Origin of the sequence: uncultured Brachyspira sp. (genome assembly GCF_910578695.1) — a bacterium.
In the GTDB taxonomy this organism is placed as follows: domain Bacteria; phylum Spirochaetota; class Brachyspiria; order Brachyspirales; family Brachyspiraceae; genus Brachyspira.
On record NZ_CAJTQJ010000001.1, the window covers coordinates 120,828 to 142,739 of the forward strand.

Consider the following 21,912-nt stretch of genomic DNA (forward strand, 5'->3'; position numbering starts at 1 on the left):
GAAATTTACATTATTCTTTTCTATTATTTTTCAATTTATATTTAGGTTTCAATTCATAAACTTTTTTATATCTTGAATCATTTTCTTCCGATTCTATATTATTATTCTTATTATTAGGTATTCTTCTCTCTCTTCTGTCATAATCTCTGATATCATATTCATATTGTATATTTTCTTCTATTGTTGATGATTTATCTCTATTAACTCTATTATTATTATAATCATCATAATCGTCGTCATCATCATAATAATCGTCATAATAATCTCTTCTCATATCTCTTGATTTTCTCTCTCCTCTTCTTCGTCTTCTATAGTTATTATCATAATCATCATAGTTTCTTTTATTATTTTTTATTTTTTCATAAGTATTATCATCTCTAAGTATTCTTTTAACCAAATATGTTACAGCTAATATCATAACTACTATGCCTATTAACTTTGATATATCTTCTATAAAATCAAGTCCGTCATCTATTAAATCAAAACAATACAGATGTACAGACAATATTAAATTTATAAAAATAAATAGTATTATTTTTTTCATTTATTTATATTTCCTCTATCTTTATATCCTCTATTTACTAATATTTATATTTTATATTTCCTAATTATTTTTTTATTGCTGCCTGCTATAAATTTGCTTTACAAATAATTTAAAAAATTTATTATTAATAATGTTAAACGCCTGTAATTTTTATAATCTTATTAAATTTTTATAATCTTCTTGCTGGTTTATAGATTTAAAACTATTTTTAATAATATTTTTCATTCTTAAAATATCATGCATAAACAATTTTTTAATTAGCTAGTACTCAATAATTATTATTTTTTTTCGACTTCTTTTTAATAAAAAATAATACTGCTGCTATTATTACTACGATACCGATTATCTGAGCTAAATCATCAAAAATAAATTCAAAAGTATCCTCTATTAAATCAAAACAATATAAATTAGCAGTCATAATGAATGCTGATATTAATGCTGTTATTGCTGTTTTTTTCATTGATTGCCTCCTTTTACAACTATAACTTTATCTCTTACTTTTAAAGTATAGCATATATTTATAGTTTTGTAAAGTTATATAAACAAATTTTACAAAAAATATACTGATGTAAATTAAATGTAAAATTATATATAATACATATTATACATTTTATTATTATTTTTAATGTTATGATTTAATAAATAAGTTTTAATTTTTTGTATTATTAAAAAACTAATAAATAAAAACTGTATTTCTATATTTAGCTGGCTTTAATTATTAGATTGTTTCATATTCTTATAATAAAGTTATATATTATTATTAATAAATAGCATACAGATAAAATTATCAAGCGTTTTTGTATTATACCGAATATAATAGAAGTATAGTTTTTATTTTATAGAGTCGGAGAATATATGTATAAATATGTAATAAAAGGTTCAAATAATATCGAAGGGACAGTAAAAATATCGGGTTCTAAGAATGCATCTTTGCCTTTACTTGTTGCATCTATTTTAACTGATGAGCCTATTATACTTCATAATGTGCCTGATTTGGCGGATGTGCATGTTCTTATAGATATATTAGAACCTTTAGGCAAGAAGGTTGATTTTAAAAACAATACTACTGTTATAATATCATATAATGGTAAAAGTGATGAAGCTCCTTATAAATTAGTAAAAAAAATGAGAGGCTCTATTATAGTTTTAGGTCCTTTACTTGCCAAGAGAAAGCATTGCAGAGTATCATATCCGGGAGGCTGTGCTTTCGGACCAAGACCTATAGATTTGCATTTAAAGGGAATGGAGGCATTAGGAGCAAAGATAGATATAACAGCAGGATATATAGATGCTAAAGTAGAAGGCGGTTTGATTGGAGCAGATATGGATTTATCAGGAAAGTTCGGACCTACGGTGCTTGGAACAGATAATGTGATGATGGCTGCTTCTTTGGCTAAAGGAACTACAATTATTAGAAATGCGGCAAAAGAGCCTGAATGCACTAATTTGGCTGATTTGCTTAATGCTATGGGGGCAAAAATTACAGGAGAAGAAACAGGTACTATTACTATAGAGGGCGTTGATTATCTTCACGGTGCTGAGTTTACAGTTATACCTGATAGAATAGAAACAGGTACTTTTTTAGCAATAGCAGCTTCAGGAAGAGGAAAATTAAAATTAGAAAATGCTGAGCCTAAGCATTTAACTTATGTATTGGACTTGCTTTCTGATATAGGATGCGATATAAAAACATCAGATTCTTCTATAGAAATAGATGCCTCTAATAGGGAATTAAAACCTTTCAAGGCAGAAACTTTACCTTATCCAGGATTTCCTACAGATTTGCAGGCTATTTATACAACTCTTGCATGTACAATTAATGGAAAAAGCGAGTTTATAGAAAGAATATATCCTGACAGATTTAGTCATGTAGCTGAGCTTATTCGTATGGGAGCTGATATTGAACTAAATACTTCAAATATAGTTGTAAACGGAGGCAAAAAATTATCAGGAGCCGATGTTCAGGCAAGCGATTTAAGGGCTGGTGCGGCATTGGTTGCTGCAGGAGCCGTATCAGAAGGTATAACAAATGTTCATAGAATTTATCATATAGAAAGAGGATATGAAAATTTAGACGGAAAATTAAATAATATAAATATAAATACAGTAAGAGAAAAAGATGATATTTTATAAATAATAATTAGGGGGAATATAATAATGGTAAGAGGTGTTTATACAGGTGCAAGCGGAATGATGGCTGAACAGGCTAGACTTGATGTTGTATCAAATAATTTGGCTAATGTTGATAAGCCCGGATTTAAAAGAGATACAGTAAGCTTCAAATCTTTTCCTGAAATGATGGCGGCAAGAACTGAAGATGACGGAGTGGTAATATTTCCATTAGGCTCTACAGATGTAAGACCTTATATAGGAAGAATAGGCACAGGAGTAGAAGTTAATGAAGTTTTCACAGAATGGGAGCAAGGCTCATTAAGGGAAACAGGCAATCAGCTTGATATAGCTTTAGCTGATAAAGGATTTTTTGCTATAGAAACGCCCCAAGGAGAAAGATACACAAGAAACGGAAGTTTTTTAATAGATAATGAGCATTATCTTGTAACTAAACACGGTTATAAGGTTATGGGAGAAAACGGATATATTCAGATAAAAACTAATAACTTCAATATAGATGAAGAAGGAAGAGTAAGCATCAATAAAAGATATCAGGACGGCAATACATTCGTGCAATTTAATGATAATGAATGGGAAGATGAAGAGATACTTGATACTTTAAAAATAGTACGCTTTGATAATGAAAGATATTTGAAAAAAGAGGGGGAATCTTTTTGGGCAGATACTGATATAAGCGGACCTGCTTTTATAGCACAAAAGGGTATTGACAGACCTAAAGTATTATCTAGGTTTTTAGAGATGAGTAATGTTAATCCTATAAATGAAATGGTTAGAATGATTGAAGTTCAAAGAGCTTATGAATTAAATTCTAAAGTTATATCTTCTCATGATACATTGATTGGAAGAGTAATTAATGAGGTAGGAAGAGTATAACTTATTTTTTGAAAAATAAATTTTGATAAAAAATAAACAATAATATATAATTATTAATATTATATTTAAACATTGAAAAATAGAGGATATTATGACCCCAGAAAAGATAAAACAACATGTTATAAGCAGACTTAAAGTTCTGACAATACCAATATATTTACTTATAGATATATTTACTTGGAATACAGCATTATTTTTTATATATAAATCTGTACCGCCTATATATGGTGTAAAAATACTCTTTTCTGTAATTTCTTTTATATTTTTCTTCAAATATCTAAAAATGTGGAATGCTAATTCTAATATAAAATTGGCTAGTAAAATAATATTTACTTTCTTTATATTTTCTTTATTAGGAAGCATCATAGAAATAGTTATATATGCCATTTTAAATAAAACATTTTTATATATTACAATACTTGCTGCATTCAATGCTGTTATTAATGCCGTTTTATTATCCTGCATATTTATGTTTTTATTTAAGGTATTATCTAAAAACTTTGAATTAGAAGAAAATATAGTTACTTTTTATATACCTCTTATAGCTAAATTAGGACTTATAGTATATCTATTCTTTTCAGTAATAATAATTGCATTTTTATTAAATTATATATCTGTAGAAGAAAAAATATACTTAAATGATCTTAGCAATACGCTTTTAGATGAGATGTTAAAGGTTTCAGAATATATAAGAAATTTTAATGATAATATTAAGTCAGATATGATGGTTTATTCTGATTCAGTACTTTCTATGTACTCTAATAAAAATACTGTAGACAGAGAGCAAATACAAGAAGATTTTGTAAATAGATTATCATATATTAATAATACTTTAAAAAATAATTATGATACAATATCTCTTAGCATTAATCAGCAGTATTTGAATAATAATATTCCTTTTTCTATAACTGTTTCAAAAAATGCAAATGCAAACAGATATACTACTAGAATATCCGATGCATTAATATCTCATAATTTTTCTGAAAATGATATATCTGATAATAATGTTGCTTTGAATGTGAATGTATATGATAGAAATAATATATATATATCTTCATATACTCCGTTAAAATTATTTAAAAAGAATATAGGATATTTAATATCTGAAGCCAATATATCAGATATTAATAGAATCGTTAAAAATAATGATATTCTTTCAAGATGGTCATATATATACTATAGAATTGAAGATAAAGATATTATACTTGGTTCAGACAGCAGATATATAGCCGAAAGCTCCAGCGACATATTATCATCTTCTTCTGAATTAAAAGATTCTATAGCAAATTTTGAAAATTCATTGGATAATCGTGTATTTGCATTATTTCCGTCTGTAAATATACAGGGAAACAGATCTATTGCTGTAATTTCTTATATAAAAGATTTAAAAGTAATATCTATGTATTATAAGGATATCAATTCAATAATAAGAGATTCTGATATAGATTCCAGAATATTTAATTATGTATTTTTATTTATTTTAATATTTATTATATTCTTTTTTATATATTTAGTTATTTTGAAAATACTATTATCATCTATAAATAAAGCTAATTTATCTACCAAAATGCTTCTAAGCGGAAACGGAGATTTAAGAAAAAGAATCATATCAAAAAATAATGATGAAATAGGACTTTTAATTTATAATTTTAATTTATTTCTTTCTACTTTAGATAGTCTTATAGGGGATTTGAAAGTAGAAAGCTATAAAGTATTTGAAGAAATTAAAGTAATAGAAAAAGTTATTGATGAAAATACAAATAGAATAAATGATCAAAGTTCAAGCATAACAGAAAGCGTAGCAAGTGTTAATAATATTATTACTTCTATACAAAATGTTACAAGTTCTACAGACCAGCAGAGACATGCTTTCTCATCAGCTTCTATTGCAGTAGAAGAATTATTACAGACAATTTATAAAATTAATGATAATATGGAGCGTCAGTCATCAGCTGTAGAACAAACTTCAGCTTCTATTGAAGAGATGATATCAAATATTACATCTGTGGCAAAGAGTGTTAATAAAGCAGACAGCTTCTCTAAAAAACTGCTTGCCGATGCTCATGACGGAGGCGATACGGTAGATGAGGTTATTGAAGCAGTAAGAGGTATTGAAGAGAGTTCTGACCAGATTAAGGATATTGTTAATGTTATTCAGAGCATTGCAGAGCAGACAAACCTTTTAGCTATGAATGCAGCTATTGAGGCGGCACATGCAGGAGAACAGGGAAGAGGCTTTTCTGTTGTTGCTGATGAAATAAGATCTTTGGCTGAACATACAGCTGATAATACTAAATCTATTACAAATATTATTAAATCTATCACAAAAAGAATAGAAGAAACTGTAGAGCTTGCAAGCAACAGCGGTAAATCTCTTGATAATATACTTGATATGTCTGAAAATACTGCTAGGGTTGTTTCTGAAATTAATACTGCAAACAGCGAGCTTGAAATCGGAGGAAGAGATATACTTGAAACTATTAAGCATTTAAATAGTATTACTGCAGGCGTTAAAGACAGTGTAAAAGAGCAGATGAACAGCGGCGATGTGGTGGACAGCCAAATTACTTTACTTGACCAGATTACTAGAGAAGTTTCTGATATTATTGAGGCTAATAGTGCAGGTGCTAAAGAGGTAATGCATGCTATGAGTTTCTTAAATGAACTTTCTATAAAAACTGTTGATGGTAATAAAGAATTCTATACTGCTACAAGCAAATTAAATGAAATATTTGTTAAATTCAGCGAGCTTATGGGTAAATTTATTACTAATGCAGATATTACAGAAGAAGATAAAAATTCTGATGCTGCTAATAATATTGATGATTATTCTGTAGATAAGAGAATGGATATGGAGCTTAAAAGTCTTGAGGAAGAATTCAGAAAAGAAAATGAGGGTTTCCAAAGAGATGATGAAGTTTTAAATATGTTAAAAGAAGATTTTAAAAATCCTGAAATGTTTAGTATGTAAATATACTATATCTATAAATTTTTAAAGAGATATTAATATTTATATAATATCTCTTTTTTTATATTTTGATTTTATTATTATGTTAATAATAAAGTCTGTTTTTAATAAAAAAATAAATAGGTTGGATTATGTCAGATTATACTATAGCAGAAATTAATTTATCTGTTTTATGCAGAAATATGGAAATTATAAAATCACTTTCAAATGGAGTGAAGGTACTTAGCATTGTAAAAGCTAATGCTTATGGGCACGGACTTATAGAAATATCAAAATATTTAGAAAAGTTCGGAGCTAATGCTTTAGGTGTTGCCAATGTAGAAGAGGGAATAAAAATAAGAGAAGCAGGAGTGAAATTACCTATATTAGTTTTATTTCAGCATTTTAAAGATGAATCTGATTTAGTATGTAAATATAATTTAAATCCTATTATAAGCAATGATGAATGTTTAGAGTATTATGATAAATATTTAAAAAAGAATGGAGGAACTTTAAATATTTATATAAAAGTAGATACGGGATTAAACAGAATGGGAGCGAAGCCTGAAGATGTTCTTTCTCTGTCAAAAAAAGTTTTATCTTATGGTACTTTAAATATAGAAGGAATTAGTACGCATTATGCAGCTGCTGATATGGAAGATAATTATTCTAAAGAGTTTACTAATAAGCAGATAAATATTTTTAATGAAGTTTTAGATACATTAAATAAGAATTCAATCAATATAAAAAATGTTCATACTGCTAACTCAGCGGCTTTAATTTCATATAAAAATACATATTTTGATATGGTTAGAGCTGGAATTATACTATACGGATATACAAATAGTTTTTATGATTTAGGAATTAAGCCTGTACTCAATTTAAAATCTAATGTGGTTTTAGTAAGGAATATAAAAAAAGGAGAAAGCATTTCTTATGGTATGACTTGGACTGCTCAAAAAGATACTAAAGCTGCTGTGATACCTATAGGATATGCTGACGGTGTTTCTAGGAAATTATCAAATAATTGGGAAGTAAAAATTAATGGCAAATATTATCCTTTGAGGGGAAGAGTTTGTATGGATTCCATTGTTGCAGAAATATTTAATGACAATATAAATATAGGCGATGAAGTATTAATATTCGGAGACGATAAAAGACTCAATGCTGATACTTTGGCTGAAAGAATAGGCTCTATAAGTCATGAAGTATTAGTTAATATAGGAGAAAGAGTTAAAAGAGTTTATAAATAATAACTAAATTAAATGGTGCTCAATTGATATCTGTTTCTTTCAAATCCAATTTTGTATATATAGGCTCTATTATTCTTACTATATCATTAGTATTATTTTCATTCTCTGCTTTTGTAGGCTGGTCTCATTATGGTATTATTGCTTTAGGATATCTTACAAAAATAAATAAAATAGCTTCTTATTTATACAGAATAATATTTTTAATTGCAGAGATAATAGTCAATTAAATTTAATATAGTTTGAATGGGCTTATGGCAATACCTAACTTAATAGGGCTTTTGATATTTTCTCCTAAAATTGCTAAACTTACAAAAGATTGTATAAAATACCCTATATCCTAATTCTACCATAATAAAAGATTAATTATTTTTTTATTAATATATTATATAGTATTGATTTTTTATAAATTAAGTATATAATTAATAACTATTATTAATAAGGATATTTAATTATGAATGATTTTGCTTTAACTAAACTTTCTTATGGAATGTATATTTTAACAACAATAGACGGAGATAAACCTGTAGGCTGTACTATTAATACTTCTGCACAAATTACACCAGAACCTACTACTATAATGATAAGTGTTAATAAGAATAATTATACTAATCAATGCATTAAAAAAAGCGGTAAATTTGCTTTATCTATACTTTCTGAAAAAAGCGATTCAACTTTAATAGGCGGATTCGGTTTTAGAAGTTCAAAAGATAATAATAAATTTGAAAATATCAATTATGAAATGAAAGAAGGATTGCCTATAATAAAAGAAGCCAATGCATATTTAATTTGTAAAGTAATTGATACTTTAGAAGTTCATACTCATACTATATTTATAGGCGAGCTTTTGGATGCGGATATATTTGATAATGATGTTAATTCTATGACTTATTCATATTATCATAATGTAATCAGAGGTAAAACACCGCCTAATGCTTCAACATCTAATGCATATAAAAAAGAGGAAAACAGCAATTCTTTAAAAGCAGTTTATAAATGTAAAGTATGCGGATTTGAATATAAAGGAGATATACCTTTTGAAGATTTGCCTAATGATTGGGTATGCCCTATATGTAAAGAACCCAAAAGCAGTTTTGTAAAAATATCATAATAATAAACCAAATTAATTTTAAGGCAGTGTATAGAAATATATGCTGCCCCTATTTATAATAATTATTCTCTCTCTAAAAAATAAAATTATCTGTATTTTTTCTTATATTAATCTTTAGAATATCTCTTTTTTTCTTAATCTTATTTAATATATCTAATGCCGATTTTGAATCTTTAAGAGATTTTCTTATCTGCCAAAAACCGCTGTCCCAAAGAGATATTTTAAATTTCTCTCTATTGATATTTTCTATATTGGAATAAAAAAATATATAAAGCTGCTTACAGATTTCCATAAGTTCTAATGCCTCATCTGATATATATTTTTTATTTTTCTCTAAATATTCAAAACAAAATCTTTTTTCTCCATTATATTTAAATAAACTGCAGTCAGAATATACTTCTTTATAATCAAAAGGGTAAAAATGATTGATAATAGTATAATACTTATCTTTATAGAGTATATTATCCATAGCAGAACTTTGATTTGAAGCAGAAAATATACTCCAAACTACGCAGTCTAATATAAATTTTTTATCTAATTCATTTTTAGGTATGCAAAACTGATCGCTTCCATTAAGCCAATCTACTTTAACATTTCTTCTGACAGAATGTATAATCATAGCTTTTTCAAAATTTTCTTTAGTAATAGAAAGAGAGCCTGCTGAAGCCTGAGGTGCAGAAAATATTGCCGTAAGATTCTGTTTTTGTAAATCGCTTCCGCAGCTCATAAGAGAGCCTATAAATCCTTCGCATACTTTATCTCTTATATCATTACCAGATGTCTTTACTTTAATGGCAGATGATAAAGGTACAAATATTTTAGAAGTCTTTTCTCTTTTTATCCATTTATTTAAAAGATTACTGCTGTCTATAACATTATAATTTTTTTTACTTATTATACTGCATTCATCATCTAATACATCCAATACTATATTTTGAGATTTTATATTATAATTACTATTCATCTTCCAAATTATAAAACTTATGGGGAAAGGAGCAGTTTTTGAAGTATTATCAAAATTAGATGAAGAAAATATAAAGCCGTTTATAAAATTAAAACTGCATACTTTATTTCTAAACTTCTCATTATTATTATATTTTATATAATTTGTTTTTGAAAAAATAGCTAGATAAACTTCGCTTTTATTTGAAATATTTATAAACTCCTTATATATTCTAAACATAAACTGAGCATATAATTCTCTTGAAGCGTCTCCCAATTTTTCTTTATGCATCATATCTCTTATTTTGCTTATACTTACATTTTTTTTGCTTTTGGAATTTGTACCTGCACACTGACTTGTAGCATAAGGAGGATTGATAAATATTATCCATTTTATATTTCCATTATTAAGATCATTTTGAAGTTTTGAAGGAAGTTTTTTATATTCAAAATCATTATTATTTATGTCATCATTAAGATAATCATATTGGAATATGCATGCTTTTTTAAATTTTTCTTTACTATATTCTACATCCTTTTCATCTATTGTAGACATATAGAGATACTTATGATATTTTTCATCAAGATAATATTCTAAATTCCCTATTCCAGACGCCATATCCCATATTCTATATTTTCCGCTTTCTAATTCTTTCTTTGATAGAGCATTATATATATATTCTATAGATTTCTCAGCAAAATTTAAAGGAGTATAAAATTCCCCCAAATATCTTTTTTTAGAATTATACTCATTTTCAGGCATATTATATTAATAAATCTAAACAATTAAAATCTAGCACTTAAATAAGGCATAGGGTTCTTATGATCTCCTCCAACTCTAACTTCAAAATGACAATGTATTCCTGTAGTTCTTCCTGTATTTCCTATAAGAGCTATTTTTTCGCCTTTTCTTACTTTTTGTCCATTTCCGACAAGTAATTTAGAATTATGCCCATAAGCAGTTTGATATCCATTAGCATGATTAATAAGCAGAAACCAGCCGTATCCGTTTCGCCAGCCCGAAAAAGTAACCACTCCGTCAGCAACAGCTAATATAGGAGTACCATAAGGTCCTGCTATATCTACGCCGTAATGATAGCTTTTTTCCTGATTAAATGGAGAAAGTCTAGCCCCGAATCCGCTTGATATTCTTCCTCCTCCTGAAACAGGCCAGCCTAGAGGTATTTCTTTATATATTTTAGGAGGCACTTTCATAAATGAGAGTATATTTTTCTGATAAGAATCCGCCTCATTAAGCATTTTATTAATATTTGAAGATTCGCTGTAATTTAAATTATTATTATTGAATGAAGCAGCATCATTATAGTCTATAGCATAAGATATAGATTTCATAATATTATTATATTCCATTAATGCTTTAGAGAATCTATTTAAAGATTTTTTATAATCTTCTATCAGAGAGTATGTTCTAGCCTCTCTTGCAGACAAAGTATTATAAAATTCTCTTGCCTGTTTTTGTCTGTTATAGGCATCATATCCTGTATAAATTAAGGCAGAAAATACAAGAAATAAAAATAAAATCATAAAATTATTAATAGGAAGCCTTATTCCATGCTCTTCATTATCATAAAATATAAGTATGCTTCTTTCATGATTTCCTTTTCGTTTTACTGCTTCTATTATTAATTTGAAAAAATGCCTTATTCCATAAGTAGCATTATAAAATTTACTGAAAACTCTTTTGCTTTTATTAAATTTTCTTGATTTAGGAGCTTTGTATCTGGAAGAAGGTTTTAATTTAACATTTTTTTTATAGCTTATATCAAAAACCGAATTATTAATAGGCTCATTTGAATATTTAAAATTGCCTACAAATTTTCTAGCCAAATTTTTTACATCTTTTGAAGTTTCTTCTAAATAATATTTATCCAACTGATCATTGGACTTTTTTTCTTTTGATGATGTATTGTCCGTTATTAAAATAATACTTCTCCTTAAAAATCAAATAATCCTCTTTCTTCGGCATTATAATTATCGTCATACCTAGATGAAATATTTAAATAACTATAAGCCTTATTAGTAGCAACTCTGCCTTTAGGCGTTCTTTTTATAAAACCGCATTGTATAAGATAAGGTTCTATTACATCTTCTATAGTTTCTATCTGTTCCGATAAAGACACCGATAAAGTATCTACTCCTACAGGTCCTCCGTTATAATGTTTAATAATAGTATTTAAATAAAGTTTGTCAAGTGCCTCAAATCCGTTTTTATCTATACCAAGCTTTTCTAAAGAATTACAGGCAAACTCTTCATCTATCCTAAAAACATCTTCTACTGTAGCAAAGTCAAAAACTCTCCTTAATAGTCTGTTTACTATTCTGGGCGTTCCTCTTGATCTTGATGCTATTGATAGAGCTGCTTCATCTGTTATGCTTATATTTAGAAATTCTGAGTTTCTTTTTACTATATTAGCTAAATCTTCTCTGGTATAAAACTCAAGCCTTTCCACTATTCCAAATCTGTCATAAAGAGGAGTACTTAATAATCCGCTTCTAGTCGTTGCTCCTATCAAAGTAAAATGCGGAAGCTTAACCCTAAAGCTTTTAGCAGATGTTCCTTCTCCTATCTTTATATCTACAAAAAAATCTTCCATAGCAGAATAAAGCACTTCTTCAACTACGGTTCTAAGTCTATGAATCTCATCTATAAATAGTATATCTTTTTCTCCTAAAGTGGTAAGTATAGAAGCCAAATCGCCGGGACGCTCTATTATAGGGGCTGATGTAGCTTTTATATTGCTGCCCATTTCATTGGCTATTATCTGAGCCAATGTAGTTTTTCCAAGTCCTGGAGGACCGTAAAATAGTATATGATCTAAAGAAACTTCTCTTTTTTTAGCACTGTATATAAAGACTTTCAATTTTGATTTTATATTATTCTGTCCCAAAAAATCATCAAAACCTTTAGGTCTTATATTATTAGATGTATTATCATAAGAGTTTTCTTCAGCATTTGTTATGCTTTCTCTATCCATAATTTCATCTATTATATAGTATAATTAATTAAATAACAAATTCTATAAATTAAAGAGTACTTATATTATTTTATCAATAAAAAAGAATTATGATATAGATTGACTTTTAATTAAAAATAATTTAGAATGTTCAAAATCATTAAGGGGATATAGCTCAGTTTGGGAGAGCATCACAATGGCATTGTGAGGGTCGTGGGTTCGAGCCCCATTATCTCCAACTTTTCATAAACTTTTATAATCAATGCCGTTTTTATCACAAAACTTTATGCCTATATTGTCATTTTCTTTTGCAAGATTTATTAAGTAATTTTCCATTTTTATTTTTAATTCATCATTAGCTAATTCGTATGCTTTTTCAAAAGAAAGTAAAGCTTCATCTTTTAAAGATTTATATTCATCTTCAGAGATATTTTCTTTTTTAATATCGGCAAGTTTATTTTTAATGTATCCTATACTATTTAATGAATAATCAAGCTTAGGATTTAATTCTAAAGCCTTATTAAAATCTTCTAAACATTCATTATATATTTCAAGAGTTTTTTCTATACTTCCATTATACCTTTCAATATCAGCAAGTTTAGTTTTAGCATAACCTCTAGTATCATATATTGCAGCATTATCATTAGATATTTCAATGCCTTTGCACAAATATTCTATAGCTTCAGTCAATAATTCTTTAGCTTTTGAAATATTATTATTTTTTAATTCAATATTTGATAATTTAATTTTATAAAAACCTGATTGATTATAAGCATATATATAGCTTCCATCTATTTCTATACATTTATCATAATCTTTAATAGCTTCTTCATATTGCTGTAAATCTGCTTTAGCATTTCCTCTATTATTATAAGCTATAGAATTACTATTATCTAATTCTATAGCTTTATCATAATCTTTAATAGCTTCTTCATATTGCTGTAAATCTGCTTTAGCAATCCCTCTATTATAATAAGCTAATGAATCATTATTATCTAATTCTATAGTTTTATCAAAATCTTTAATTGCTTCTTCATACAGTTTCAAATCTGCTTTAGCATTTCCTCTATTATTATAAGCTGATGAAAAATTATTATCTAATTCTATAGCCTCATCAAAATCTTTTATAGCTTCTTCATACAGTTTCAAATATGCTTTAGCAATTCCTCTATTATTATAAGCTATAGAATTACTATTATTTAATTCTATACATTTATCATAATCTTTAATAGCTTCTTTATATTGTTTTGAATCCTGTTTAGCTAGTGCTCTGTTAAAATAGCCGTATATATTTTTACCGTCAAGCTCTATAACTTTTGAGAAGTATTCTATAGCTTCCTTGTATTTTTTATTTTGATATGCCTGATAGCCTAAATTCAATTCGCTGTTTATTTTGACATTTTTATTATTTTCTTTAATTATTTTAGCTGTTTCTTTTTTTATTCGGCTTAGAGATTTTTTTGCTTCTTCTTCTACATCATTTAGCTTCTCTTTTGTTTCATTTAAAATATTATTATTTACAAATGCACCCGCAAATGAGAACACTATCATTATTACGGATATAAAAGCAAGCCAAAAATTTAGCGTATCCGATGAAGATTTTACTATTTCGCTCATTGATATTTGAAGATTTTTTGTATGGCTGTCTATAGCCTTGCTGAATGCGTTTTGCAAATCTTCTATTGATGAACTTTTTAATATTATATTATTAGTGATAAATTTATTACTTTCTATCTCCGTTATTATCACATTGGTATAAAACTCTTCTTTAGTTATAATAATATTTTCTAATGGACTTGAATATCTTTCCATAGCTTTATCAAGCGTACGGCAAATAAAAAAATTATGAAAAAAATAAAGTACTGCAAAAACTATTATAGATAATATAAACAGTTTAATCATTACATTATAATTATAAATTTGATAGTTTCTTTTTTCTTTATTGCTTGTTTGATTATTATTTTCTGTATTTTCATTATTTTTCATAAATATGCCTTAATCATTTTTTATTATTATACTATAGTTTTTAAATATAAAAAGATATTACTTAATACTGCTGTAAGAAACATAAATATTATTCAGGCAAGTTTAATAAAACTTATAAATAAATATTGTTTATATTTTTGAATTTATATATAATATAAAAAAATATAATAGGCTAAAAATATGTAAATTATTTTTAATCTAATTATTTGCTAATAAATTTGACAAAATAAAAAAAACTAATTATTATATATAGAAAAACAATCAAAAATGAGGCGATTATTATGGAAAATGATATAAATAACGAAGAACTAATAAAAAGGAAGTTTAAAAACATATTTTATTATAATAATGGATATAAATTTATTGATTATTTCTATGGAAAATCAGAAAGCTGCCCTAATTTAGGAGTTTATCATAATTATTGGTATGAAGAGATTTTAGATTTTTATTTTGATGAGAATACTTCAAAAGAAGATAAAAAAGCACTTCAAAGATATGCAGAAATTATAATTAGAGATGTATATAAAAATAATTCTGCAAATATAATTGTAAGTTTATGTGCAGGAGAAGAATTAGAAAATGCATTAATAAAAAATTATAATAATGTATTCAAAAGAAATATAGACAGAGTAAATAATGAAGCTAATAAATATATTCAAATACAAATAAATAATTTCAAAAATTTTTTAAAATTAGAAAATAATATTTTTAAAGAGTTTAATCAGTATTTAGAAAAAATAAAAAATGACAATAAAATATTATTAAATAAAGAACCTCATTTATTATTAACTATTCTAGTTTATCTTATAAATAGAGATGATGATAAAAGCCTTATTAAACAATTATTAAATTATATAGATTCTCTAAAAATTAATGAATATGAAGCTATCGCATTGCTTTTTACTATAGCAGATAAAGATAAAGAAGTTTTTAATAGATTAATGAATATTTTAAATAAAAATAATAATATGATTTATTTTCTTGTAAATATAGATTCTGAAATGACTAGCAGTGCAATTAAGGCATATAAGAGATTTTGCAAAGAGTATTCAGATAATAAAGAGTATTATCAGTATTCTAAAAAAGTTGTGCCTGAATATTTAGAAATCTGCGGTTTTAATAAAGAATTTTTATTATTAAATAATATTGTTAATAATAATTTTATATATACCTCAAAATTAACAGAAAATATAAAAAAATTATATGATGAAGATAAAGAAACTTTTTATAAACTTTATGAAATAATAGAAAAATCAAAATTAGAATGGCTGTATCTTCCTTGTGTTATGCTTTCATCAATTATGCTTGCAAGCAATGATAATAAATACAAAATTGATGCTGATTCTATAATATCAAAACTCAAAGAAAAATTATTAGAATCATTACAATCAGTAGAATCTATTAAAAGTTTCGATGATATAATTTCTAAAAGATTAGAATATTTTAAAGATAGATATAATAATTATTTTTCAGCTATAATGTCTTTTGACGGCATAAATGATGAGGCATCAGAAATTACTGATAAATTATTAAAGCATTATGGGATATACGGAAAAATTTATGTTTATATTTCTATTCAAAAAATATTATATAATAGAAATATTTCATTAATTAAAGAAAAATTAGTTAATGAAAAAAAAGTACCGTTAAAAAATGTATATTTATCCATAAACTCAAAAAATGATATCACAGCACTTGTAAAAGAAAATAAAGAAGAGGTAAAAGCTGTTATAGAAGATAAACAATTTATCACTTCCATAACATCAAATATTACGCATACAATAGTTTTTATTGATTATATTTTCAGCGATGAGTTAAGCGAATTAATAGATAATAAATTTGATTTTATATTAAAAGTTCTTGATACAGCCAAATCAAAAGAAATTAAAAAACACTGCATATCAATAATAAATGATAATGAAAGCATTATTAGAAGCAAAATAGAAAAATTATCTAATGAAGGAAAAGAAGCATCAAGAACAGTTTATAAAGAGATAATTAAAAATTGGGATTTACAAAAATTTAATGATGATTTCCAATTTAAAAGTGTTGATGAAATAGAAGAATATTTAAATAAATACTATAATGAAGGGCATGAAAGCTTAATAAAAGATATAGATGAAAATATACTTTCTAATATTTTACTTAAAGATAAACAAACATCAGCACCTTTAAAAATAGTAAAGTATATATTTATGGAATATACTGCATTAAAAGAGCCTTCTATATTAAAAGACTGCAATAAAATAGCAGAGTTTTTTGATATTGATTCATTAAGAAATGCACTTGATAATATATATTCTAATTGGCTTGATAAAAAAGCAGATACAAAATTAAAAAATATACTCATTCCATATTGTATTTTTCAAAGCGAAGATAAACTTTTAAAATTAAAAGCTCAGATTGAAGATTGGGCATTGAATGCTAGAGGAGCATTAGGAGCATACGCAGTATATGCAATAGCTTTAAATGGAAGCAAATTTGCATTAGTTTTAGCTGATACAATATCAGTAAAAATAAAAAATAATCAGGTAAAAAATGCTGCAAAAGATGCATTAAAGAAAGCAGCTTATCAATTAGAAATTTCAGAAGATGAGCTTATAGATAAAATAATACCTGATTTAGATTTTGATAAAAAAGGAATGAGAGAACTTCATTATAAAGGAGAAGCTGACAGAGTATTTACAATCAAAATAAAAAATGATTTCTCTATTGAAATAACAGATTCAAATAATAAAGTTTTAAAATCACTTCCTGCACCAAACAGTAAAGATGACAAGTCAGCAGCAGATGCATCTAAAAAAGAATTAACTTTAATAAAGAAAAATATTAAAATGATAAGCTCTAATCAGATGACAAGATTAAATAAAGTATTATTAAACGGACGCAAATGGTCTTATAAAACTTTTAATGAGCTTTTTGTTAATAACCCTATAATGAATATATTTGCTTTGAAGCTTATATGGGGTGTTTATGATGAAAATAATAATTTACTTGAAAGTTTCAGATATATGGAAGACGGTACATTTAATACTTTTGATGAAGAAGAATATATATTTGATGACAGCATTAAAAATAAAAAAAATATTACTTTAGTTCATCCAATAGAATTAGACAGTGAAAAATTATCAAAATGGAAAATGCAGTTAAGCGATTATGAAATATCACAGCCTATTAATCAGCTTAGCTTATTATTTGAAGAAGTAAAAGAAGAACATATAAAAAACAATAAGATTATTTCATTTGAAGATAAAGAAATTAAAGCAGGCGATATTATGTCAATGGCAAATAAAATGTCATTTGAAAGAGCAAGGGATATAGAAGACGGAGGAAGCTATACTTATTATGAATTAAAAGACAATATATTAAATATAGCCTGCCGTATTAATTTCAGATTTATGTATTTTGGAATAGGAGCCGATGAAGAGATAACATTTAATAATATAACTTTCCACAAGTTAAATGAAAACGGCAATTATAATGAAGAAGAATGCATAAATCCTTTAGAAATTAATAAGAGATTTACTTCATCAATATACGGAACAGTAAAATCTTATTTTATAAAGTAAAAAATATTTATTAGTTATATGTAATATATATATAATGATTAATAAAATAAAAGCCGTTACCTCTAATGATACATTAATATCTTGGTGTCGGCAACAGCAATAATAAAAAATACAAATTAACATAATTATTCTAATTGACAAAATAGTTTATATATAATAGTATTATATAAATGTTTTTGAAATTTATTTTTTGCATAAAGGTTATTGATATAGATGTTGTATGAAATTTTTTATCCTTTAAGGGAATCATTTTTCGGATTTAATATATTCAGATATATTACTTTTAGAACAGCTGGGGCAGTTGCTTCGGCTTTAATTTTTGTTTTGATATTTGCCCCTTCTATTATAGGCAGACTTAGAAAATTAAATTTTGGTCAGGTTGTAAGAGATGACGGACCTGAAACACATTTAATAAAAACAGGTACTCCTACTATGGGCGGTATATTTATCATAGGAAGCATTTTGATAAGCATACTTTTATGGGGAAAACTTGATAATTTAAAAATAATTCTTCTTACAGTTTCATTATTAATACTTTCTATAGCAGGCTTTTTAGATGATTTTCTAAAAATTAAGTATAAAAATTCAAAGGGGCTTCCCGGAAAATATAAAATATTTTTTCAAACTCTTACAGGTATTATGATAGGAGTATATTTATATTATTTTGACAATTCAGTATTTTTAATGACTTTTGAACTTAATCAGGGAATAGGAGCATTAGAGGCTGTTAAGGTTGCACAAGTTTCTTCATCTGCAATATTTCTTCCATTTGCAAGCACTATATATATAGATTTAAAGCTTTTATATATACCTTTTGCTGCATTTGTAATTGTAAGTATGAGTAATGCTGTAAATTTAACTGACGGACTTGACGGGCTTGCTATAGGTCTTTTGATAATAATGTCTATGGCTTTGGCTGTGCTTTCTTATGTATCTGGAAACTCGGTTATAGCAACTTATTTGAAAATACCTTTTATATCGGATGCAGGAGAGGTTACTGTTTTTGTAGGTGCTTTGATAGGTGCAGGACTAGGTTTTTTATGGTTTAATGCTCACCCTGCACAAGTATTTATGGGAGATGTGGGAAGTTTATCTTTGGGCGGAGTTTTAGGCATTATTGCTTTATTTATAAAACATGAATTACTGCTTCTTATAATTGGTGCTGTGTATGTAGCTGAGGCTTTCAGTGTGGTTTTGCAGGTATTTTCTTATAAGATGTTTAAAAAGAGAATATTTAAAATGGCTCCTTTGCATCATCATTTTGAAAAATCAGGCTGGAAAGAAACTCAGGTGGTATTTAGATTTTATATTATAGGCATAATAGTTGCTCTTATAGGTATAGCGACGCTTAAAATAAGATAAATATTTTTGACATTAGCTTAAATAATTGTTATATTTAAATATGTATTAATAATAATAGGAAACATTATGAATGGTAAATTAATAGTATTGGAAGGTATTGACGGTTCCGGAAAATCAAGCATAGGCATAATGCTGACTGATACTTTAAATAATATGGGAGTAAAATCTATATATACATTTGAGCCTACACATGCTTATTATGGTTCTAAATTAAGAGAAAGTATGTTCAGCAAGGATTTAAAGCCTGAAGAAGAATTATCATTATTTATAGCAGATAGAAAAGATCATATAAAGCATATGATAAAGCCTGCTATAAGCGACGGATATGTAATAGTATTAGACAGATATATGCATTCATCTATGGCTTATCAAGGTGCTAAGGGCATAGATATAGAATATATATATAATCTGCATAAAGATTTTATAATAATACCTGATATAGAATTTATACTTCATCTTCCGATAGAAACTGCATTAGATAGAATCATAAAAAAAAGAGGTTTTGTTGATAGATTTGAAAACAAAAATTATTTAGAAAATGTTGATAAAATATTTTCTTCAATTAATGATTCATATATACATCATATAGATGCCTCCAAAGATGAAAAATATATCAATAATGAGCTTTTAAATATCATAAAAGAATCTAAAATACTTCCTCTAAATTCTCTTCAATAGAGTCATGTATTATCTGATTATTGGCTGTATTCGTATATGAAGTATTTCCTATAGATTTTTTATCTAAATTTTTTATTTCTAATGCTAGTATATATACTGCAGTTTTTTTACTTCCGTCTTTTGCTGTATATCTGTTTTGTCTTAATTCTCCGTTTACAAGTATATGTCTTCCTTTAAATAGATTAACAGCAGCCTTATCAGCATTGTATCCCCAAGCAACTAAATCAAAAAAATATACCTCCTTTTGTAAAGAACCATTAGTATAATAATACCTATTATTTGCTATAGAAAATTTGCATAAAGATTTTCCATTCTTTGTTTTCATATAAGAAGGATCTTTTGTTAATCTTCCTTCTATTACAATAATATTAGCATTTCCAGACATATTAAACTCCTTATTATCTTTATGCTAATAGTTAAACAAATTTTTTTATCAATTTAAGCCTATTTATAAAAATAAATAATATAAAGGAGAATCTTCTTTTACATAAGGCTTTAATTCTTCAAAAGTAAAACTTATTTCAGTTATTCCTGTAGTATATGGTGCTATATCATAAACCTGCCATACAAAATTAATAGAATTCGGAAGTATTCTGAAAGTTGAGCTTTCTAATGTTATGGAATTAAATTTAAAGTAATCCTCTTTTACCGAGCCTGTTTTTAATATTTTATCTCTCATAAGCCGTATTAAATCAGTATTATAAAAATCATCTATTAAATCTCTTATCGTAATGAGATTAGAACTTTCTAAAGAAAAAACTTCCTGAATATTTGCTTTTACTATATTATCATATCCTGTATACATTGAAGAATAATTATCAAGTGCTATTATTCTATTATCTATATAACCTACATTGACAGTATTATCTATTTCATAAACTGCATTATCTGCACCTGAATATAAAAGCTCTTTCCATTCATTATAGTAATTACCGCATTCTTCTTCTACATAGTTAATAGATGACTGCATATCTAAAGACTTGATATCAGTATTTTTACTGAATAAAAGTAAAGTTCTATGATAAGAGAATATAGAATTGCTTAAATTATCATTTTTATAATAATCAACAATATCAGCATAATATACAGGCAGATTTCTATTTAAATAAAATTCCATATCTTTAATTTCATTTATTTCATCATATTTTATTTCAGCATTAAGTACTATATCATCGCTTAAATTTCCTGATATTGAAGCATATATATTATTATTCTCATCTAATTCATTTAAATTCAGCCTATTATTATTAATGCTTCCTGTAATCATAGCTTTTTTATTTTTTGTATAATAATAACCGCTTACTTTTTTATTTTTTTCATTTACATATAAATACATATCAGCTTTTTCTCCTGCAATATTTCCTTTTAATAAATAGAATTTAGATTCTTCTATATTTATACTTTTCTTATTCTCTGATATATCATTTATATCATTATTTTTTTTACTGCATGAAATAATTAATACAGTTAGAATAAGCAGTATATATACATATTTATTTAACATAATAAATCCCTTTTTATTTTTACTTTATAAAATATAAA

Annotated in this window: 17 protein-coding genes and 1 tRNA gene; 10 read left to right on the plus strand and 8 right to left on the minus strand. The window is 26.1% G+C overall.

The genetic code is table 11. The features are described from left to right. Positions 1-10: 10 nt before the first annotated feature. Positions 11-544 carry a hypothetical protein gene (locus tag QZ288_RS00590; protein WP_295153857.1) on the minus strand — a complete coding sequence of 178 codons (534 nt, stop codon included), beginning with the start codon at positions 542-544 and terminating at the stop codon, positions 11-13. Between the two features lie 268 nt (positions 545-812). Next, positions 813-1,004 carry a hypothetical protein gene (locus tag QZ288_RS00595; protein WP_295153859.1) on the minus strand — a complete coding sequence of 64 codons (192 nt, stop codon included), beginning with the start codon at positions 1,002-1,004 and terminating at the stop codon, positions 813-815. A 395-nt stretch (positions 1,005-1,399) separates the two neighbouring features. Between QZ288_RS00595 and murA the strand changes: the two genes are divergently transcribed. The 6 genes from murA (at position 1,400) to QZ288_RS00625 (ending at position 8,858) form a co-directional block, all read left to right on the plus strand. After that, positions 1,400-2,677 (plus strand): UDP-N-acetylglucosamine 1-carboxyvinyltransferase, encoded by a 1,278-nt coding sequence (gene murA, locus QZ288_RS00600; protein WP_295153861.1) that lies wholly within the window; start codon positions 1,400-1,402, stop codon positions 2,675-2,677. Between the two features lie 24 nt (positions 2,678-2,701). Then, positions 2,702-3,550: a flagellar basal-body rod protein FlgF gene (gene flgF / locus QZ288_RS00605; protein WP_295153863.1), complete on the plus strand. Its 849-nt coding sequence runs from the start codon at positions 2,702-2,704 to the stop codon at positions 3,548-3,550. A 91-nt stretch (positions 3,551-3,641) separates the two neighbouring features. Continuing rightward, positions 3,642-6,521, plus strand: coding sequence for a methyl-accepting chemotaxis protein (locus QZ288_RS00610; protein WP_295153865.1), 2,880 nt, complete (start codon positions 3,642-3,644; stop codon positions 6,519-6,521). A 128-nt stretch (positions 6,522-6,649) separates the two neighbouring features. Next, complete coding sequence (gene alr / locus QZ288_RS00615) at positions 6,650-7,750, plus strand: alanine racemase (RefSeq protein WP_295153867.1); 1,101 nt, start codon at positions 6,650-6,652, stop codon at positions 7,748-7,750. A gap of 23 nt (positions 7,751-7,773) precedes the next feature. Further along, complete coding sequence (locus tag QZ288_RS00620) at positions 7,774-7,977, plus strand: alanine:cation symporter family protein (protein ID WP_295153869.1); 204 nt, start codon at positions 7,774-7,776, stop codon at positions 7,975-7,977. A gap of 224 nt (positions 7,978-8,201) precedes the next feature. Further along, on the plus strand, positions 8,202-8,858 hold the full coding sequence (locus QZ288_RS00625; RefSeq protein WP_295153871.1) for a flavin reductase: 657 nt from the start codon (positions 8,202-8,204) through the stop codon (positions 8,856-8,858). A gap of 73 nt (positions 8,859-8,931) precedes the next feature. Here QZ288_RS00625 and QZ288_RS00630 read toward each other — a convergent pair whose 3' ends face one another. The 3 genes from QZ288_RS00630 to ruvB form a co-directional block, all read right to left on the minus strand. Beyond that, on the minus strand, positions 8,932-10,563 hold the full coding sequence (locus tag QZ288_RS00630) for a hypothetical protein (RefSeq protein WP_295153873.1): 1,632 nt from the start codon (positions 10,561-10,563) through the stop codon (positions 8,932-8,934). A gap of 23 nt (positions 10,564-10,586) precedes the next feature. Then, on the minus strand, positions 10,587-11,693 hold the full coding sequence (locus tag QZ288_RS00635; protein WP_295153874.1) for a M23 family metallopeptidase: 1,107 nt from the start codon (positions 11,691-11,693) through the stop codon (positions 10,587-10,589). Between the two features lie 62 nt (positions 11,694-11,755). Then, positions 11,756-12,796 carry a Holliday junction branch migration DNA helicase RuvB gene (gene ruvB / locus QZ288_RS00640; RefSeq protein WP_295153876.1) on the minus strand — a complete coding sequence of 347 codons (1,041 nt, stop codon included), beginning with the start codon at positions 12,794-12,796 and terminating at the stop codon, positions 11,756-11,758. 143 nt (positions 12,797-12,939) lie between these two features. Between ruvB and QZ288_RS00645 the strand changes: the two genes are divergently transcribed. Then, positions 12,940-13,013 (plus strand) — tRNA-Ala (locus tag QZ288_RS00645). Between the two features lie 5 nt (positions 13,014-13,018). Here QZ288_RS00645 and QZ288_RS00650 read toward each other — a convergent pair. Further along, a complete protein-coding gene (locus QZ288_RS00650; RefSeq protein WP_295153878.1) occupies positions 13,019-14,761 on the minus strand; it encodes a tetratricopeptide repeat protein in 1,743 nt (580 codons plus the stop codon). Between the two features lie 281 nt (positions 14,762-15,042). On the opposite strand from QZ288_RS00650, the gene QZ288_RS00655 reads away from it, so the two are divergent. The 3 genes from QZ288_RS00655 (at position 15,043) to tmk (ending at position 20,370) form a co-directional block, all read left to right on the plus strand. Further along, positions 15,043-18,330 carry a DUF4132 domain-containing protein gene (locus QZ288_RS00655; protein ID WP_295153880.1) on the plus strand — a complete coding sequence of 1,096 codons (3,288 nt, stop codon included), beginning with the start codon at positions 15,043-15,045 and terminating at the stop codon, positions 18,328-18,330. A gap of 213 nt (positions 18,331-18,543) precedes the next feature. Then, positions 18,544-19,692: a phospho-N-acetylmuramoyl-pentapeptide-transferase gene (mraY, locus tag QZ288_RS00660; RefSeq protein ID WP_295153882.1), complete on the plus strand. Its 1,149-nt coding sequence runs from the start codon at positions 18,544-18,546 to the stop codon at positions 19,690-19,692. Between the two features lie 66 nt (positions 19,693-19,758). Next, on the plus strand, positions 19,759-20,370 hold the full coding sequence (gene tmk, locus QZ288_RS00665) for a dTMP kinase (RefSeq protein WP_295153884.1): 612 nt from the start codon (positions 19,759-19,761) through the stop codon (positions 20,368-20,370). On the opposite strand, the gene QZ288_RS00670 is transcribed toward tmk, so the two are convergent. Together QZ288_RS00670 and QZ288_RS00675 are read right to left on the minus strand one after the other, a co-directional pair. Then, the gene (locus QZ288_RS00670; protein WP_295153886.1) at positions 20,339-20,755 is read right to left on the minus strand and encodes a single-stranded DNA-binding protein; all 417 of its coding nucleotides are present in this window, start codon (positions 20,753-20,755) and stop codon (positions 20,339-20,341) included. The genes tmk and QZ288_RS00670 overlap by 32 nt on opposite strands. A 63-nt stretch (positions 20,756-20,818) precedes the next feature. Continuing rightward, positions 20,819-21,874, minus strand: a complete 1,056-nt coding sequence (locus QZ288_RS00675; protein WP_295153888.1) for a DUF3298 domain-containing protein — start codon at positions 21,872-21,874, stop codon at positions 20,819-20,821. Between the last annotated feature and the right edge of the window lie 38 nt (positions 21,875-21,912).

Coding starts and splice junctions, on each gene's coding strand:
- mraY (WP_295153882.1), top strand. CDS start 18,544: ATGTTGTATGAAATTTTTTATCCTTTAAGGGAATCATTTTTCGGATTT.
- QZ288_RS00670 (WP_295153886.1), bottom strand. CDS start 20,755: ATGTCTGGAAATGCTAATATTATTGTAATAGAAGGAAGATTAACAAAA.
- QZ288_RS00625 (WP_295153871.1), top strand. CDS start 8,202: ATGAATGATTTTGCTTTAACTAAACTTTCTTATGGAATGTATATTTTA.
- QZ288_RS00610 (WP_295153865.1), top strand. CDS start 3,642: ATGACCCCAGAAAAGATAAAACAACATGTTATAAGCAGACTTAAAGTT.
- flgF (WP_295153863.1), top strand. CDS start 2,702: ATGGTAAGAGGTGTTTATACAGGTGCAAGCGGAATGATGGCTGAACAG.
- alr (WP_295153867.1), top strand. CDS start 6,650: ATGTCAGATTATACTATAGCAGAAATTAATTTATCTGTTTTATGCAGA.
- QZ288_RS00590 (WP_295153857.1), bottom strand. CDS start 544: ATGAAAAAAATAATACTATTTATTTTTATAAATTTAATATTGTCTGTA.
- QZ288_RS00655 (WP_295153880.1), top strand. CDS start 15,043: ATGGAAAATGATATAAATAACGAAGAACTAATAAAAAGGAAGTTTAAA.
- QZ288_RS00650 (WP_295153878.1), bottom strand. CDS start 14,761: ATGAAAAATAATGAAAATACAGAAAATAATAATCAAACAAGCAATAAA.
- murA (WP_295153861.1), top strand. CDS start 1,400: ATGTATAAATATGTAATAAAAGGTTCAAATAATATCGAAGGGACAGTA.
- tmk (WP_295153884.1), top strand. CDS start 19,759: ATGAATGGTAAATTAATAGTATTGGAAGGTATTGACGGTTCCGGAAAA.
- QZ288_RS00675 (WP_295153888.1), bottom strand. CDS start 21,874: ATGTTAAATAAATATGTATATATACTGCTTATTCTAACTGTATTAATT.
- QZ288_RS00595 (WP_295153859.1), bottom strand. CDS start 1,004: ATGAAAAAAACAGCAATAACAGCATTAATATCAGCATTCATTATGACT.
- QZ288_RS00630 (WP_295153873.1), bottom strand. CDS start 10,563: ATGCCTGAAAATGAGTATAATTCTAAAAAAAGATATTTGGGGGAATTT.
- ruvB (WP_295153876.1), bottom strand. CDS start 12,796: ATGGATAGAGAAAGCATAACAAATGCTGAAGAAAACTCTTATGATAAT.